The organism is Humibacter sp. (assembly GCF_051954055.1).
Lineage (GTDB): Bacteria > Actinomycetota > Actinomycetes > Actinomycetales > Microbacteriaceae > Humibacter.
On sequence record NZ_JBQCIE010000110.1, the window covers coordinates 17,839 to 31,824 of the forward strand.

At 65.9% G+C, this 13,986-nt stretch carries 11 protein-coding genes; 7 read left to right on the forward strand and 4 right to left on the reverse strand.

Annotated features, from left to right (window positions below):
* Nucleotides 1–55 precede the first annotated feature (55 nt).
* The 4 genes from ACTHNC_RS14210 (at nt 56) to ACTHNC_RS14225 (ending at nt 7,397) form a co-directional block, all read left to right on the forward strand.
* Nucleotides 56–1,705 (forward strand): extracellular solute-binding protein, encoded by a 1,650-nt coding sequence (locus ACTHNC_RS14210; protein WP_440295264.1) that lies wholly within the window; start codon nt 56–58, stop codon nt 1,703–1,705.
* A gap of 2 nt (nt 1,706–1,707) precedes the next feature.
* A complete protein-coding gene (locus tag ACTHNC_RS14215) occupies nt 1,708–3,678 on the forward strand; it encodes a DUF2264 domain-containing protein (RefSeq protein ID WP_440295265.1) in 1,971 nt (656 codons plus the stop codon).
* 116 nt (nt 3,679–3,794) lie between these two features.
* Nucleotides 3,795–5,153, forward strand: coding sequence for an alpha-L-fucosidase (locus tag ACTHNC_RS14220; protein WP_440295266.1), 1,359 nt, complete (start codon nt 3,795–3,797; stop codon nt 5,151–5,153).
* Between the two features lie 72 nt (nt 5,154–5,225).
* On the forward strand, nt 5,226–7,397 hold the full coding sequence (locus ACTHNC_RS14225) for a hypothetical protein (RefSeq protein ID WP_440295267.1): 2,172 nt from the start codon (nt 5,226–5,228) through the stop codon (nt 7,395–7,397).
* A 103-nt stretch (nt 7,398–7,500) separates the two neighbouring features.
* On the opposite strand, the gene ACTHNC_RS14230 is transcribed toward ACTHNC_RS14225, so the two are convergent.
* From ACTHNC_RS14230 to ACTHNC_RS14240, 3 genes are read right to left on the reverse strand one after another with little or no spacing between them, the layout of a single operon-like run.
* The gene (locus ACTHNC_RS14230) at nt 7,501–8,400 is read right to left on the reverse strand and encodes a carbohydrate ABC transporter permease (protein ID WP_440295268.1); all 900 of its coding nucleotides are present in this window, start codon (nt 8,398–8,400) and stop codon (nt 7,501–7,503) included.
* Nucleotides 8,397–9,422, reverse strand: coding sequence for a carbohydrate ABC transporter permease (locus ACTHNC_RS14235; RefSeq protein WP_440295269.1), 1,026 nt, complete (start codon nt 9,420–9,422; stop codon nt 8,397–8,399). Before ACTHNC_RS14235 ends, ACTHNC_RS14230 begins: the two co-directional genes overlap by 4 nt.
* Nucleotides 9,419–10,687: an ABC transporter substrate-binding protein gene (locus ACTHNC_RS14240; RefSeq protein WP_440295270.1), complete on the reverse strand. Its 1,269-nt coding sequence runs from the start codon at nt 10,685–10,687 to the stop codon at nt 9,419–9,421. The genes ACTHNC_RS14235 and ACTHNC_RS14240 overlap by 4 nt, the downstream gene beginning before the upstream one ends.
* 367 nt (nt 10,688–11,054) lie before the next feature.
* On the opposite strand from ACTHNC_RS14240, the gene ACTHNC_RS14245 reads away from it, so the two are divergent.
* Both ACTHNC_RS14245 and ACTHNC_RS14250 read left to right on the forward strand, forming a co-directional pair.
* A complete protein-coding gene (locus ACTHNC_RS14245) occupies nt 11,055–12,050 on the forward strand; it encodes a LacI family DNA-binding transcriptional regulator (protein ID WP_440295271.1) in 996 nt (331 codons plus the stop codon).
* 42 nt (nt 12,051–12,092) lie between these two features.
* Nucleotides 12,093–12,365: a glutaredoxin family protein gene (locus ACTHNC_RS14250; protein WP_440295272.1), complete on the forward strand. Its 273-nt coding sequence runs from the start codon at nt 12,093–12,095 to the stop codon at nt 12,363–12,365.
* Between the two features lie 3 nt (nt 12,366–12,368).
* Here ACTHNC_RS14250 and ACTHNC_RS14255 read toward each other — a convergent pair whose 3' ends face one another.
* Entirely contained in the window at nt 12,369–13,280 is a 912-nt protein-coding gene (locus ACTHNC_RS14255) for a patatin-like phospholipase family protein (RefSeq protein ID WP_440295273.1), read from the reverse strand.
* A gap of 91 nt (nt 13,281–13,371) precedes the next feature.
* Between ACTHNC_RS14255 and ACTHNC_RS14260 the strand changes: the two genes are divergently transcribed.
* The coding region (locus ACTHNC_RS14260; RefSeq protein ID WP_440295274.1) for an NtaA/DmoA family FMN-dependent monooxygenase at nt 13,372–13,986 on the forward strand (615 nt) is incomplete at its 3' end.

Here is a 13,986-nt window from a genome sequence, read left to right on the forward strand (position 1 = left end):
ACGGTCACCCCTGCACCACCCACCCATCCCCAACACACGAAGAAAGGAGCCTCCGATGGTCGCCACGACGACTCGGCGTGCTTTCCTCTCCTACACGGCGCTCGGCGCGCTCGCGGTCGTCACCGCGGGTTCGCTCGCCGGCTGCGGCGCGCAGAGCACGCTCAAGGCCGGAAACGTCTCCAACGCCACGCTGCCGAACTACGCGGCGGTCAAGGGCGCAACGCCCGACCTGGCGGCGACCGCCCAGGGCGTTCCGCCCGCGTTCTTCAACTACCCGAAGAACCCCTACCGCTCAGTGAAGAGCCCGTTCATGAAGGGCCAGACGGTCACCGGCATCACGAACATCTTCGGACCGCCGCCCACCGGCCGCTCCAGCAACCCCGCGTGGCAGGAGATCGAGAAGCGCCTCGGCGGCACCGTCGACATCACCGCGGTCTCCAGCGGCGACTTCGACACCAAGCTCAACACCGTCATCGCAGGCGGCAACCTGCCCGACCTCATGCTGAACGACGGTGCGGCCATCCCCGACATCATCGGGTTCCTGGAGTCCTCCTGCGAGGACCTCACCCCGTACCTCGCCGGCAGCAAGGTCAACGCGTACCCGAACCTGGCGGACATCCCTCAGGTGTTCTGGAAGCAGACGGTGCAGAACGGCAAGCTCTACGGGCTGCCCATCCCGCGCAGCATGACCGGCGGTTCCGGCTTCATCAACCAGACCTACTTCGCGAAGGCCGGCGTCACCGACACGAGCACCATCAAGAGCTCGGATGACTACCTCGCGCTCGCGAAGCAGCTCTCCGGCGCGAACCAGTGGGCATTCGGCAGCACGAACTTCGGGCTCCCGCCGTTCCTGCACATCTTCCACGTGCCCTACAACTGGACCGAGCAGAACGGCAAGCTCGTCAAGGACTACGAGACGCCGCAGTGGCTCGAGGCGATCAGCTTCGTGCAGAAGATGCACGCCGCCGGCGCGATCGCCCCCGGAAGCGAGGGCTGGACCAAGCAGCAGATGCAGGATGCCTTCATCTCCGGCAAGGTCGCCCAGATCTACGACGGGCTTCCGGCGTACGGCAAGGTGGGCGGCTATCAGCAGACGCTGCCCGCGGCGAACCCCGCGAACAAGGCGACGCCCTTCCTGCCGTTCAGCGCGCACGGCGGCAAGGCCATGGTGTGGCTGGACAACATCGACTTCGCCTGGACGATGGTCAAGAAGGGCAGCGCCAGCCACATCAAGCTCGTGCTGCAGGTGGCCAACTTCCTCGCGGCGCCGTTCGGCAGCGAGGAGTACCTGCTGATGAACTACGGCGTCGAAGGCACCGACTACACGCTCGACGGCAACGGGAACCCCACCCCGACGGCCCAGGCGGCGCTCGACACCGCCGTTCCGTGGAAGTACCTCGCTGCCGGTCCGAACGCGCTGTACTCGCCGCAGTTCCCCGACGCGATCAAGACGCTGCACGAGACGTACCCCAAGCTCATCCCGCTGGGCGTGGCAGACCCGACGCAGGGCCTGTTCAGCCCAACGCAGGCGCAGAAAGGCCTGACGCTCTCGCAGGCGATGAGCGACGCCGTCAACAACTACGTCGCCGGCCGCAGCTCACTCGCCGACCTGAAGAACGCGATCGCCACCTGGAAGTCCAGCGGCGGCGACCAGATCCGGTCGGAGTACCAGAAGGTCCTGTCGAAGTCGAAGAAGAAGTCCTGATCGTGGCGCCGGCGCCGTCATCCGTCTTCCTGCCACCGGATGACCGCAACCTGTCGCCCTTTACCGGCTGGGGTCGTGAGCACTGGCTGGCGACGGCCGACCACTGGCTCGGGCAGGTGCGCAGGTACTCCAGCGCGGAGGGCGCCATGACGCGCCTGCCCGGGCGGGTGACGGGCGACGGCGTGCGCCGCGAGTGCATGGAGACGGTGGGTAGGTCCTTCCTGCTCGCCGCTCCGCGCATCGCCGGCGCGGCCGACTCCGACCCCGTCGCCGACGAGCACCTCGAGTGGTACTCGCGGGCGCTGCTGGCCGGGACCCGGCCGGGCGGAGCCGAGGAGTGGCCGAGGGGCGTGACCTGCCGCACCCCGCTCGCCGGGGTGACGAACTCGATCGTCGAGGCGGCGAACATCGCGTTCGGCCTGCACCTGACCCGCGAGCGGCTGTGGGACAACCTCACGAGGCCGGAGCAGCGGCAGCTCGCCGACTGGCTGCTGCACCACGCGCGAGCGGAGGTGTGGCAGAACAACTGGCAGTTGTTCCCCGCCATGGCGGAGGGATTCCTGCGCTCCGTCGGTGAGGATGTCACCGGCACGACCGGGCGCCGCAACGTGGCACGCGTGGAGTCCTGGTACCTCGGCGACGGCTGGTACACCGACGGCCCTGAGCACTCCATCGACTACTACAATGCGTGGGCGATCCACCCCTACCTGTGGGCGTGGTACCGCATGAACGATGCCGTGCACACGCCCGACGGTGAGCGTCACCTTCAGCGGCTGTCCGAGTTCGTCGCGTCGCACTCGCGCTTCTTCGCGAGGGACGGGTCCGTGCTGCACGTGGGCAGGTCGCTCACGTACCGCACGGCTGTCCTGGCGTCCTTGTGGTGCGCCGAGCTCAGCGGCGTGAATCCGCTCACTCCGGGGACGACGCGACGGCTGGCATCCGGAGTGCTCTCCCGCTTCACGGAGAAGGGCGTCGGCGTCGACGGTCCGCTCAGCCTCGGCTGGTACGACCCGTTCGAGCCGATGTGCCAGGCGTACAGCGGCTTCGGCTCTCCGTACCTCGCCGGCATCGGATTCCTCGGGCTGGTGCTGCCAGCGGAAGCCCCGGCGTGGACCGCGGTGGAAGAGGAGCAGCCGACCGACGGCGCCGCGTTCCAGGCGGGCATGCCGGAGACCGGATGGCTGCTCTCGGCCCAGGACGACGGCATCGTGCGCCTCGTGAATCACGGCAGCGACCACGCGTGGCTGTCCGTCGGTGACGACGTGGACGGCGACGACCCGCACTACGCGAAATTCGCCTACTCCACGCACACGGCGCCGGGAACCGCGCAGGCGTGGGCCGACGACGTCGACTCGCACGTAGCGCTGATCGACGACGAGGGCAACGCGAGCAGGCGCAGCGCCCTGCGCGCGACCAGGGTGGAAGGCGATGTCGCCGGCTCGGTGCATCTGCCGCAGCTCGGTCGTCGGCTCTTCGACGGATGCGCCGTCACCACGGTGTCGTTCCTCGACGGGCCGTACGAGGTGCGAGCGCACTTGGTGCAGTCACCGCAGGTGTACCGGGTGCGGGAAGGCGGCTTCGCCGTCGCCGCGCCGGTGCCGCCGACGAGCGCGGTGGAGGGCAAGTCCGCGTGGGCACGCGGCGCGGACGAGGTGACGGCCGCCGTCGTCGGCCTGCACGGCTGGGACGAGGCCGCGATCGTCGAGCACAGCGGCGCGAACGCGATGGGCGAGCGCTCGACCACACCGGTGCTGTTCGGCCGGTGCGGTGCAGGACTCAGCGTCTTCGTCACGCTGCACGTGTTGACGAAGGCGAGTGACGGGCACTTGGATGCCTGGGCATCCGCCGCCGAGGTCGGTGTCGACGACACCACGGTGCGGGTGCACTGGGCGAGCGGCCGCTCCGCGGAGTGCGACCTCGCCACCTTCGTGCCGTGGGACCACCACACCGGGCCACGGGCCGCGAACCTGTGACCTCGTGCCCATCTCGCTCAGGTCGCAGTTTCTGTCGTTATCGCGTGCCGATAGCGACAGAAACTGCGACCTGAACGGGATACCGCCAACTGACTATGCAGAGGAGATCCGCCACAATGCAGCTGAAGTACGGCGCGCAGACCACGCAGCGGCGTGACGACCCCACCATGCGGGCGTTCCGGCGCGACCGGTTCGGGCAGTTCATCCACTGGGGCCTCTACGCGTTGCCCGCGGGCGTCTGGCGCGGCGAGACGTACGACTTCGCCGCGGAGTTCCTGCCGAAGTCGGCGAACATCCCCGACGCGGACTGGCAGGCCCTGGCCGCCGATTTCACCGTCGACCGCTTCGACGCCGCCGAGTGGGCGCGCACCGCGAAGGCGATGGGCGCCAGGTACGTCACCGTCACCGCGAAGCACCACGACGGGTTCTGCCTGTGGCCGAGCGAGTACAGCGACACCACCGTCGCCGCCACTCCGCACGGCCGCGACCTGCTCGGCGAGATCGTCGCCGCGTACGAGGCGGAGGGCATCGCCGTGCACCTCTACTACTCCGTGCTCGACTGGCACCACCCCGACTGGCGGTACCGCATCGAGTCGGCGGATGACGAGGCATCCTTCGCCCGCTTCCTCACGTTCGCGCAGAACCAGCTGCGTGAGCTGGCGACGCGGTATCCGACCGTGCGCGGGTTCTGGTTCGACGGCACGTGGGACGAGTCGGTCAAGGCGAATGGAGGGTGGACGCTCGAAGTCGAGCGGATGCTCAAGGAACTCATCCCCGGCGTGCTGGTCAACAGCAGGTTGCGCGCCGACGAGAACGGTGCGCGGCACCGCGACTCCAACGGCGATCTGATGGGCGACTTCTTCAGCGGCTACGAGCGCCGGCTGCCCGACCCATGGGACCGCTCGATGGCCGAGCACGACTGGGAAGCGTGCATGACCATCCCGCAGAACTCGTGGGGTCACCACGCGAGCGCGGCGGTCGCCGCGACGCGCAAGCAGCCGGCCGAGCTCATCGAGCAGCTCGCACACGCCGTGAGCCTGAGCGGCAACCTGCTGCTCAACTTCGGCCCGATGGGCGACGGTGCGCTGCCCGCGTTCGAGGTCGAGATCGCCCGCGAGATCGGCGACTGGATGCGCGCGAACGGCGAGGCGATCCACGGCTGCGGCATGGCGCCCGGCTGGGACTATCCCGGCTGGGGGTACTACACGCAGAACGCCGATACCGGCGCGACCTACGCGATCGTCACCAGGATGCCCGTCTCCGGCGTGATCAAGCCGCAGGCTCCGGCGGGCACGAGCATCCGTTCCGTGCGTGCACTCGCCACGGGAGAAGAGGTCGAGTTCGCCCGGCTCGACGACCAGACCATCTCGATCCCGGTGCCGCGCGAGGCCCGCGTGCCCATCGTGTTCGCTCTCGAGGCGGAGCGCGAGCAAGCGCCCGCGCCGAGCCAGGAGGTCAACCCCGACGTGGCGTGACGGCATCCAGCCGGCATTCCCGCCGCCCGAAGCCCGAATACACCGATAGCAAGTCAGACGAAAGGAAAGCACATGCTCCACAGAACCGGCCCGCGACGACGCGTGCCGGCACGCGTCCGCGTGCTCGCTCCACTCGCCATCGCGACCACCGCCGCGCTCGCCGCCGTGCCTGCGGCGGGCTACGCGGACCCCGCCGTCACACCACCCGCCTACACCGCGGCCCACACAGGCACGCTGAACGGCGGCCTGCTCTCCGACATCGCCGGCTCGGCCTTCGTCGACAAGGACGGCCGGTTCCACTGGACCAACGGCTACACCGGCTACGCCGACGACCCGAAGCAGGGCTGGGCGAACACGTTCACGAACACCGACCTGGGCGCCGTGACCGCGGGAATGGGCACCACCACCCAGAAGACCGTGGCGGATGCCTTCTACAAGACGCCAGGCAGCATCTGCTACCAGCTCGACAAGGATGCCGCCCACCCCATCCCGTCGCCGCAGCAGGACGACCACTGCGACGTCATCGGCGTGTGGGTCGACCCGGCGGGCACCTGGCACGCGCTGCTGAACGACGAGTACCAGTTCGACCCGTGGCAGACCAAGGGCGCCGACGCGACGATCGCGCAGAAGATCTCCACCGGGCACCACAACAACCGCATCTTGCTGGCGACGTCGAAGGATGACGGTGCCTCCTGGCAGTACGCCGGACCGGCGCTCACCTCGGGATGGGACGACGACCAGGTCATCGACGCCAAGGCGTCCCCCGGCACGTCGTACCCGTTCGGCAACTCGGGCTGCCGCCTCTTCATCGACTACTCGTCCGGGTACTTCTACATCACCTACAACGTCAAGATCTACAAGAAGCCCGCGTCGTCGACGCTGGCCAGCTGGACCGAGATGGCGCGTGCGCCGATCAGCGGCGGCATGGCATCCGGAACCTGGCAGAAGTGGTACAACGGCTCATGGTCCCAGCCGGGCATCGGCGGGATCGACGGCAACGTCAACTCCGTCGGCGGACTGGGCGTGTCGTACGACCCGGCGACCGACAAGATCGCCTGGACCGGCTCCGGAGCGAACGCCTCGGCCTCGTACGAGGCGGCGAAGGTGCAGAGCGACCACCTGATCGTCTTCTCGGATGCCTCGGGCAACACGTACACGGCCAACACGCTGGCGCACACGATCGTGAACAACGCGACCGGCCAGTCGGCACCCGACCGCACCGTGACCTACACCGATCCGGTGACCGGTCAGGACATGACCATCAAGGCCGTCGACGACGTCTGGGTGAACGGCGTCAAGACGGTGACCGGTGGCATCTACGTCACGCAGGCCGACCCGAGCACGGGCGTCTCGCAGACCGTCGACCTCATGACGAACAGCGCGTACTACAAGGACCCGACGAGCGGGCACATCTACCTGCCCGCGGCGAACAACGAGTCGGCGATCAGCTACAACGCCTACTCCGGCGAGTACCGCATCGTGGGATACGACGGCAACGTGTACGAGACCGCCGACCTCGGCGACCCGAACTCGTGGAAGGTCGTCGGACTGATGCCCGCCGGCTCCAACGGCGGCTACCTCACGTCGCTCGACGACGGCAGCCTGACGAACCAGAACGTCACGGGCCGTTCCTTCCTCACCGTCTCGGACCTCTCCGGCAAGGTCGTCGACATCGACCAGACGGAGGCGACCAACCAGACGGTCGTGAGCAAGGAGTACGTGCCGAGCGACACCGAAGGCAACGCCGTGAGCACCGACGGCTCTTACATCGTGCGCGTCGGCGGCAAGGCCGTGAATGCCAACGGTGGGCCCTCGCTCGTCGGTGGTGACGGGGTGGCGACGAGCTCGTCGTCATGGCAGCTCGTTCCGGTCGCCGACCCGAACTCGCCGACTCAGAACAGCGGGTTCTTCCGTCTCGTGAACCCGGCGACCGGGGAAGACCTGCAGATCGCGGGCGACGGCATCGTCGCCCAGCGTGCGATGGGCGCGGCCGCCACCGTCGGCGCACAGCAGCCGAACGGGAAGCCGATGACCTCGAGCAGCCTCGGCTCCACGGGCGGAAGCGATCAGTGGTACCTCCAGCGGGTGGCCACGAACGGCACGTCGCTGGCCGGCTCGACCACCTACCGGCTCGTGAACCGCAACACCGGTCTCGCGCTCGAGTTCCAGCAGGGCCGATTCCGGCTCACCCAGCAGAGCCCGGGCGACGCCGGCCAGTACGTGACGCTCGCGCCGCGCGGCTGAGCCGACCGGTCCGGTCGCTCTCGACTCGCGCCGGGGATGCACAGGTCCAGTGCGTCCCCGGCGCGTGTGCGGGGTGAGCGGTCTATGCGTTTCAGGATTGAGGTCAGCCCTTGACGGCGCCGGCAGCGATATTGGCAATGAAGTGCCTGGATCCGATGATGAAGATCGCGATCAGGGGTAGGACGCTGATCAGTGCTCCAGCCATCACCCAGCCGTAGTTCGTCGAGTACTGAGTATTCAAAGCGGCCAGCGCAGTCTGCACCGTCTGGGTTCCGGGATTCACCAACACGACCAGCGGCCATACGTAATCGTTCCATGCGCCGATAAAGGTGAAGATGCCCAGGAAGGCGATGCCTCCTCGGACCATGGGCAGGCCGATGCTCCAGTAGGTGCGGAAGAAGCCGGCGCCGTCTATTCGCGCCGACTCGACAAGTTCGTTAGGCAGCGATGATTCGAAGAACTGCCGCAGCAGGAAGATGCCGAAGGCGTTCGCCGCGCCGGGGATGATCAGCGCCTGGAGCCCTCCGACCCAGCCGAGCTTGCTCATCAGTACGAAACTCGGCACCAGGGAGAGACTGCCCGGGATCAGGAACGTAGTGAGCAAAACGCCGAACAGTACCTTTTTCCCGGGGAAGTCGTACTTGGCAAAGGTGAAGGCGGCTAATGAGTCGAAGAACATTACCAAGAGCGCTAATGCCCCGGAGACGATGAACGAGTTCAGCAGTGCCCGCAAGAGGTCGACGCTCCCGAGGACGCCCTTGATGTTGGTCCAGAGCTGATTGCTCGGTAGGAGGTCCGGCGGGTATCCGAAGATTTGGGCCGTGCTTTGGGTCGACATGGCGAAGAGCCAATAGAAAGGGAACAGTGAAAGAAGCACGCCGACCCAGATACATGCGTGGGTGACAAGTCGCCGGATCAGCTGCTTCTTGCGCTCGGATCGCCCTTCGCTCTTGGCGTCGTTGCGATTGACTTCGGTGTTCAGCGGCTGAACTACGGCGGTCACCTTGCTGCCTCCTTCTTCGTCTTCTTGTGTTCCGCCCATCGGGTGAACATGCCGGGTGCTACCACTCCGAACTCGTTCTCTTTGCGTCCGTTGACCAGTCGCCAGTTGACGATGGCGAATAGCAGCACGAGCACGAAGAGTGCCCACGCGATTGCCGAACCGTAGCCGAAGTCGAAGTGAGTGAACGCTTGGTTGTACTGGTAGAGAACGATCGTCATACCGGCGTTGTTGGTGCCACCGTTGTTCCCGAGCAAGACCTGGGGCTCCGTGAAGAGTGAGAGGCCGCCGATGGTTGAGGTGATGACCGTAAAGAGGATGACGGGGCGCAGAAGGGGGACCGTGATCCGGGAGAAGATGCGCCATGTGCCTGCGCCGTCGACTCGTGCGGAGTCGTAGAGCTCGGTCGAGATGGCCTGGAGCCCAGCGAGATAGATGATGGCGTTGTAGCCGGTGTAGCGCCAGATCACCATGATGGCGATTGTGACTTTGATTCCCCACGGGTCCGACAACCATTGCACTCCGGCGTTCGTCCCTCCGATCCACTGAAGGAACGAGTTTGCGAGGCCGAACTGGTCGGAGAACACCGATCCGAACACGATCGCCATCGCGACCATCGATGTGACGTTGGGAATGAAGAACGCCACCCGATAGAACGACTTCATCCGCAAGTTCTGATGCAGCAAGAAGGCTATTACCAGCGCCAGGAAAAGCATGGGCACCGTTGACAAGAACCAGATGATGAACGTGTTACCGACTGACTGCCAGAAGATCGGATCCGCAACCAGGTAAAGGTACTGGTTGAGTCCAACGAACTTCATAGCGCCCATACCGTCCCAGTCCGTGAACGAGATGACGATGGAGAAGACGACCGGGAAGGCGCCGAAGACTAGGAACAGGATGTAGAACGGGGCGATGGCTAGGTATTGGGGCCAGAACCGTCGTGCCGAAGGCTTCTTGAGGACGGCGATCGGGGTATTACGGGGCTTTGCCCGAAGAGGAATCCCGGTCATCTGTGCGGTCATAGATTCACCCCATGCTTCTGAAGGACTCGGTTTGTTTGGGTTACGGCGTCGTCCCACGCCCGGTCGGGATCTTTTCCTCCGGCTTCGACGTTGGTGATTTCTGTGGTGAAGAAGTTCGCGATCTGCTCGTAGGGCGAGACGAAGGCGGTGGGCACCGTTGCAGCTTGTTTCTTGAAGAAGTCGAGAGAGTTCTGCGGTCCGAAGAAGCCGCGGCTGGCATCCTTCATGATTCCGCTGGTCAACGCCTCGGGGGTCGAAGGGAAGAGCTGCACCTCGTTGTACGTCTGTGCCTGATGAGCAGCGGTCTGGGACCAGGTGATGAACTTGTACGCGGCCTCCGGATCCTTGCAGGTGTCCGGGATTGCGAGGAACGAGCCGCCGCTGTTGCCGGCCCTGACCGGCTGCGATGCCAGCCGCCATTTGCCCTTGGTCGCCGGCGCGGTGCTGAGCAGGATCTGTGCCCACCACACGGCCTCGATATGCCCAGCGGTCTTTCCGCTGATCCATGCTGCGTTCTGGTCCGTGGCGAGTTGCTGGTTGCCGAGGACGCCGGCCTTGATGGCCCTGACCGTGATGTCCCACGCATCGCGGATCGTAGAAGTGGAGTTCATGTAGAGCGGTTTGCCCTCGCGCGTGAAGTAGCGCTCCGGTGAAGCGTTGATTATCTGGGTGAAGAGTTGGTAGGAGTCCATCAGCATGTGGCTTCCCAGGTTCGCCTTGAGCTTCCGTCCGAACTCGATCCAGTCATCCCAGGTACGGATCGATGCGGATACGGCTTCCGGCTCGGAGGGCAGACCCGCTTTGGCGAAAATGTCGTACCGGTAGTAGAAGCCGGTTGGTCCGCTGTCGATCGGGAAGAAGCACATCCGGCCGCTTGGGGTGACGCCGTAGTCCCACTTCCAGGGGAAGTAGCGATCCTTCACGTCTTGCGCACCGAACTGATTCATATCGATGAACATCGACTCGTCGGGAAAGTACAACGAGACGTTGGAGTTGATCGCGGAGATATCGGGGACGAAGGCGTGCCCGGCAAGGCTCGTTCGGAGCTTTGTGTCCCAGTTGGAATTGGGGGGTTGTTGTGAGACGAGGAACTTGTTTGTACCCGGGATACCGCTCGACGCCTGCTTGAGCACACCGGGTCCCATGGACCGGTTCCAGTACCAAAGCACCAATTCCTTGGGGTCGGTCGACACCGAGATCTGGGATGCGCATCCGGTAAGGCCACCGGCAAGGGCGAGAAGGCCCAGTCCCGTGGTACCGGCCAATAACGATCTCCGTGAAAGTGCAGCCATAAGCCCCTCGCTTCTCGACTCTGAGTTCTGAGGATGGGCCGGTCAGAGACCGTACCCGCCGGCACCGGCGAGCTTCCCGATTACGGGAAATCTGAGCGGCGCTGTGTCGCGGTCCACGGCTTCGTGAACGTTCACGACGTGGGACAAAGATTGCACCCCTTAAGGGGGCTGTCAAGACATCGTCAGTGATTCATCCACTGGGCCGTGTGTCGTCAGCGGAGGATTGCAGCAGCCACTTGCGGAGCCGCAGGGCGAGGGTTGTGCTGCCGGCCAAGTGCCTTACGGGACGCCTCCTCCCCTTGCCATTGGCGACGGATGCCGGCCCGTACAATCGGCAGCCATGGAGATGAACCGCCGCACGACGATCGTCGACATCGCGTCTGCCGTTGGCGTCTCCCGGCAGACGGTGACTCGTGCAATGAACGACATGCCCGGAATCAGGCCGCAGACGAGAGAGCGGGTGCTCGAGGCAGCGAAGGCACTCGGCTACCGCCCGTCGCGCTTCGGTCGGGGGCTGGTCAAGCGCGAACAGCAGTCGGTGGGCCTCATGGTGAACAACCTCGCCAATCCGTACTACCCCGAGCTCGCAGCTGCGGTCGTTGCAAGCGCCGCACGGCTGGACTGGACAGTCGTGCTCCTTGATACGAGCCGCATCGAGAATCAGAGCGGCCTGCTGTCCGCGCTGGCACCCCAGGTCGACGCCCTCCTTGGTTATGTGAATCTGAGCCGTGGAGAACTCGAGGTCATACTTCCCGGCGTGCCCGTGATCGGCATCGACGCGGCCCATGGGCCGGGAGGACCGTATTGGGGAGGCGTCGAGTTCGATGTGGCGCCCGGCGTTCGCGAGGCGGTGACCCATCTGCTCGCGCATGGCGCCGCCCGGCCCCTTGTGCTTGACAGCTCGGAGGCAGGCACGCCTTTGACCGATCGTGCCCGGCTGATTGCGGACGAGTGGACAGCCCGAGGCGTCGACGTCATGCTTCTGCAGGCCGGGCGCGACGACGTGCGCTCGGCCGCCGAAGCAACTGCCTCGAACATCGAGTTGGTGAGGAGGGCCGACGCGATCATGGCGTTCAACGACTACTCCGCCTTCGGAGCCATGAAGACGATGCATCGGTACGGCATCAGGGTTCCGGAAGACGTGCGAGTGGTGGGTATCGACGGGCTTGCAGCAGGCACCTACACCACCCCGGAGTTGACGACCCTCGGTGTTGACATTGCCGAAGCAGCAGAGGCTGCGATAACAATCACTAGCTCCCTGTTGAACCACGAGCAATCCTCCACAAAGCACTGGCTTCGGGTGCGACATCGACTAGTCCTGCGGGAGTCAGCCTGAGGCTCCGGGCGCTCGATCAGGCATCCGCAATACTCTGGATGCATGCCTCAGAACCTCACCGAAGCCCCCGTCGACCGCGTCACCATGTTCGGCGCGGCGTGGTGCGGCGACTGCCGCCGCTCGAAAACGCTGCTCGACCGAGTCGGCGCTGACTACGAGTACATCGACCTCGAGGCGCACCCGGAGCAGGCCGACAAGGCGCACGCGATCAGCGGACGCACGAACATCCCCGTCGTCGTGTTCCCCGACGGCACACACTTCGTGGAGCCGACCGACCCGGAGCTGCAGGCGAAGCTCGACGCCATCGCCGTCTAGAGCTCACCTCCAGAAGTCGGCGAGCCGCAGGGCATCCGCCTTTCCCTGCTCGTATCCGGCCCGAGCGGATGCCGGGCGGCGCGACAGATCCATCATGTCGTCGCCGAACGCGTCGAGAGACGCTGCGTCGGGGAGGATCGTCTCGACCCTGCTGCCCCCCGCACGCAGCTCCTCGATCTGCGCGGCCAGCTGCATGCGCCATTCGAGCGGATGCCGGGTTCGCCCGCCGAACGGCGAGAGCACCAGCACCCGCTCGTAGCCGACCGCGAGGTCGGCGTTCTCGTTCCGTCGGTAGCCGCCGTCGATGTAGCGGTCGTCGCCGATGCGATACGGATCGCCGCTGGACGTGCGCGCGGCTACTGCATCCATCAGTTCGACGCCGCTGTTCCGGTCGAACACGACGGGTTCGCCGGTGCGTGCGTCGACGGCGGTGATGAGGAGGGTCCGCTCGGGCCACCGGTGGCTGGGCAGTCTGCGCGCTGTGATCTCGCGCCATCGGGTCGACCAGGAGCCGTCGGATGCGGCATCCAGTTCGAGGGCAGCGGCGCCCAGGTTGCGTCGCATGTCGGCGGCATCGGTCGAGGCGGCGATGATGCGGTTCGTGCGCTCCAGGTGGTTCACGGGAGGTCGTCCACCACTCGCGCCGGGGCCCTGCGGTCGGCCCGGCTGCGGCGGATCAGCGGAGAGGATGTCCGCCAACAGCCCGGCAGGATCGGCAGCGGTGATCTGCGCCGCGGCGGTTGCGCCGGCAGAGGTGCCGACGATGAGATCGGCATCCGTCGCGACCAGCTCGCCTTCCGCGAGTCCGGCGATGACGCCGATCTCCCAGGCATTGCCGGCCGAGCCGCCGCCGTGCAGCACGAGCGCACGGTCACGCCCGGCGGAAGAGGCGTCGGACGAAGGCGCGGAGGTCATGACGGCGAGCCTATTGGCGGGCACCCGCGCCGTGTGACGCAATGTTGCAGCGCCGCGCGGTGCGCACATGTGCGTCGGCGACCATGGACGGATGCCACGTCAGATCCGTTTCAACGCCTTCGACATGAACTGCGTCGCCCACCAGACGTCCGGTCTGTGGAAGCATCCGGCCGACCGCGCCGACCATTACAAGGACCTCGAGTACTGGACCGAGCTCGCGAAGCTGTTGGAGCGCGGGCGCTTCGACGGCATCTTCATCGCCGATGTGCTGGGCACGTACGACGTGTACGGCGGAAACAACGAGGCGGCCATCCGCAACGGGGCTCAGGTGCCCGTGAATGACCCCCTCCTCGTCATTCCCGCCATGGCATATGTCACCGAGCATCTCGGGTTCGGCGTGACTGCGGGGACCGCTTACGAGCATCCGTACCCCTTCGCTCGTCGCATGTCGACGCTCGACCACCTCACGAAGGGCCGCATCGGGTGGAACGTCGTCACCGGCTACCTCCCGTCGGCGGCGCGGAACATGGGGCACGAGGACCAGCTCGAGCACGACGACCGGTATGACGTGGCCGACGAGTACCTCGAGGTGCTCTACAAGCTGTGGGAAGGGTCCTGGGAAGAGGACGCCGTCGTCAAGGATGCCGCAAGCGGCATATTCACGGATCCCGCGAAGGTGCACGAGATCGGACACAAGGGCAAGCAC

Excerpts from the sequence above, each read along its gene's own strand:
- ACTHNC_RS14210 (WP_440295264.1), top strand. The coding sequence starts at position 56 with ATGGTCGCCACGACGACTCGGCGTGCTTTCCTCTCCTACACGGCGCTC.
- ACTHNC_RS14220 (WP_440295266.1), top strand. The coding sequence starts at position 3,795 with ATGCAGCTGAAGTACGGCGCGCAGACCACGCAGCGGCGTGACGACCCC.
- ACTHNC_RS14225 (WP_440295267.1), top strand. The coding sequence starts at position 5,226 with ATGCTCCACAGAACCGGCCCGCGACGACGCGTGCCGGCACGCGTCCGC.
- ACTHNC_RS14235 (WP_440295269.1), bottom strand. The coding sequence starts at position 9,422 with ATGACCGCACAGATGACCGGGATTCCTCTTCGGGCAAAGCCCCGTAAT.
- ACTHNC_RS14245 (WP_440295271.1), top strand. The coding sequence starts at position 11,055 with ATGGAGATGAACCGCCGCACGACGATCGTCGACATCGCGTCTGCCGTT.
- ACTHNC_RS14250 (WP_440295272.1), top strand. The coding sequence starts at position 12,093 with ATGCCTCAGAACCTCACCGAAGCCCCCGTCGACCGCGTCACCATGTTC.
- ACTHNC_RS14255 (WP_440295273.1), bottom strand. The coding sequence starts at position 13,280 with ATGACCTCCGCGCCTTCGTCCGACGCCTCTTCCGCCGGGCGTGACCGT.